The following is a 3062-nucleotide window of genomic DNA, read 5'->3' as shown; positions in this document are numbered from 1 at the left end:
ATATAAAATAATTTTTAAAATAAAAAGTTATTGTTAAAGTTTATTTTATAATTAAATCTTAAATTCATAAAAGCAATATCATTTTATTTAAAAAATGATTAATATGATTATAGTGTTTAAATAATTATTTTTTATATCAAAGTTAAATATTTAATTTGTTTTTAGAATCTTTGTGAGTTTTAATATATTTGAAATTAAAAATTCTTTTTTTGCTAATTTTGAATTTGTTTTAATTTCATATTCTGTATTTAATAAGACATTAAAAATTTCTTTGTATTGTTTAAGTTTAATGCTAAATGCCAAAGAGCTTAAATTTGATCCAACTTTTAAAGGAGGCGTGAATCCAAAAAGTTCTTTAAAATCTATTTTTCCGTGAATTTTGGAGTAGATTAAAATTTTAAATAATTTATAAAAATTATTATTTAAAGAATTGATAAAAGCCATTTCGTTAAAATTTTCTAAAATATTTTCAAGATCTTTTTTTATATCTTGTTTTTTTACTAATTTTTCAAAAAAATCATCAAAATTTCCTGTGTTTAAAGCATAGCAATAGGTTTGAATGGTTTGTTCATTTACTTTTAAATTTTGAAATTTATTAAGTTCGTTTGCTGCTAAATATAAATTTTCATCAAAACTTTGAAGCAGGGTGTAAAGAGCATTGCTGGTGATATCAATATTGAGTTTTTTTGCTTTCATATCTAAAAGCTCTATTCCTTCTTTAGTGTTGCCGATTTTGAAAAATCTTACAAAATTATTTTCAAAGATTTTTTCTAGCTCATTTTGCCTGCTTGATTCATCATAAAATTCTAAAAGGAAAAAATTATCTGCATTATTTTTACAAAGTTCTATTAAAAATTTTAATTCTTTTGTATTTGGCTTTTTACTGCATTTGATTTCTAAGAGTTTCTTTTCGCTAAAAAGAGAATTTAAAGATAAAAAATCACTACATTTTGAAAAATTGTATTCTTCGAAATAGATTTTTAAAATTTCATCATTTGGATATTTTTCTTTAATAAGCTCTGAGAAAAATTCAATTTGAAAATTATCAGCCCCATAAAGAAAAAAGAAATTTGGAAAATTAGCCGTGTTTAAAAGAAGTTGCAAATCTTTTTTATACATAAAAATCCATTAATTTTCTAAAATTTTTGTAATTTTACCAAAAATTTTTGCCATAATAATATCAACTTCCTCAATACGTACTTGAACTTTTTGAAGTAAATTTACTTTGGCATTTTTAAGTATGATGTTAGCACCTTTGATTTCATCTTCTAGTTTTGCGATAATTACATTTTCATTTTCTATGATAAGTGCTTGGAATTCTTTTCCTTTATTTTTATCAGCCCATCTGGCAAATTTTCTATCCATAAAATCAAAAGCAACTTTATCGGCTTCTCTTTCTAATACGCTTAAATTTTCGCAAGTGCTTTGAATGTTTAATAATAAATAATTAAACAATTTATTGTCTTTTTTAAGTTTTGCTTTTAAAAGTCTATGAAGTATTAAATCAGAATAACGCCTTATAGGACTTGTAAAATGAGAGTATTTATTAAATCCTAAGCCAAAATGCCCCATATTAACACTTGAATATTCTGCCTTTTTTTGAGCTTTGATGATGAGTTTGTCTATTTCTTCTCTTAAGTTTAATTCTTCTGCTAAAGCTTGTATATTTTTAATCATTTCACTAAGATTTGCTTTGTATTCTACATCTATACCAAGACTTTGAATTTCTTTTAAAAGTTTTAGAATTTTTTTATGATCAGCACTTAAGTGATTTCTAAAGATTCCTATATCATCTAAAAGACTTGCAGCAGCTTTGTTGGCTAATAACATACAATCTTCTATTAAATTGTGTGAAGGGGTATCTTTTTCGTATGAAGTTGATTTAAGACTTAAGTCATCATTAAGGCTCATTCTTAATTCTTCTGTTTTAAATTCAAAAGCATTTTTAAGACGCTTTTTTCTTATGATTTTTGTAATTTCATAAAGCTTATAAAGCCACGAAAGTTCTTTTAAATCGGGTTTTTTTATCAAAATTTCATCTACTTCATCATAATTAAAACGGCGTTTTGAATTAATAATAGCTTCAAAAAGTTCTTCTTTTACAACTTTGTAATTTTCATCTAGGGTAATTTTAAAACAAAATACAAGTCTATCTTCTAAGGGTTTTAAAGAGCAAATGTTTTCACTTAAAGTTTGTGGAAGCATAGGTACAGCAATATGTGGAAAATATATAGAAAAACCACGACTTCTAGCTTCTTTGTCAATAGCCCCATAAGCAAAAACGTATTCGCTTACATCAGCAATTGCTACATAAAGTTCTTTTTTTTCTTTATCAAAATAAATTGCATCATCAAAATCTTTTGCGTGGATAGGATCTATGGTGCAAAAGGAGAGCATTCTTAAATCAATACGATTTTCATACATACTTGCATCGACAAGATCTCCATAAGAATTTGCTTCTTTTATGCAATTATCATTAAAACAAGAATTTTTGTTAAAAAGATTTAAAGAAATTTTTTCATCAATATTTTCATCATCAATATGACCTAAAACTTCTGTTATGCTGTTGTTATGATTTTCTATTTTTAAAATTGTTCCTAAGGGTAGAGCTTTTAGAGATTTTTGGGAAGCTTTTAAAGCTATACTAAGTCCTGTTTTTATATTCATCCCTAAAATAGCTTCGCCATATTTTTTAGTAATAACTAAAGAGGTTTCATTGGCTCTTTTTAAAATCAAAATAACTTTTGCTTTAGGACGCTTCTTTTTTAAGGGAAGTAATTTAGCTACAACTATATCTTTATAATTGGCTCCTTTTAAATTTTTATTTTCAATCAATAAATCTTGCTTGTAATTTTCATCAAAGCATTTTAAAAATCCTGTGCCCTTGTTTGAAATATCAAGCACTCCGAAGACATAACCATTATTAAGATAAAATTTATTTTTATGTTCTTTTATGATATTGTTTGCTAAAAGTTCTCTTAGAATTTGTTTAAATTCATTATTTACTTCATTAGCTTTGATTCCATAATTTAAATGATTTAGAAATTCTTTCACTTTTTTAC

Annotated in this window: 2 protein-coding genes; both read right to left on the bottom strand. The window is 24.7% G+C overall.

Going from position 1 to position 3062, the window contains the following annotated elements:
- Positions 1–150: 150 nt before the first annotated feature.
- Entirely contained in the window at positions 151–1119 is a 969-nt protein-coding gene (locus JG676_RS07610; RefSeq protein ID WP_200217848.1) for a DNA polymerase III subunit delta, read from the bottom strand.
- Between the two features lie 9 nt (positions 1120–1128).
- Entirely contained in the window at positions 1129–3054 is a 1926-nt protein-coding gene (locus tag JG676_RS07605; protein WP_200217849.1) for a ribonuclease R family protein, read from the bottom strand.
- Positions 3055–3062: the final 8 nt, after the last annotated feature.

The sequence above is a fragment of the Campylobacter sp. 2018MI34 genome (assembly GCF_016598975.1).
Lineage (GTDB): Bacteria > Campylobacterota > Campylobacteria > Campylobacterales > Campylobacteraceae > Campylobacter_D.
This window is presented reverse-complemented; position numbering and strand designations above follow the sequence as displayed.

Bases quoted from the DNA above. Each gene is read 5' to 3' on its own strand.
- JG676_RS07610 (WP_200217848.1), bottom strand. From the start codon at position 1,119: ATGTATAAAAAAGATTTGCAACTTCTTTTAAACACGGCTAATTTTCCA.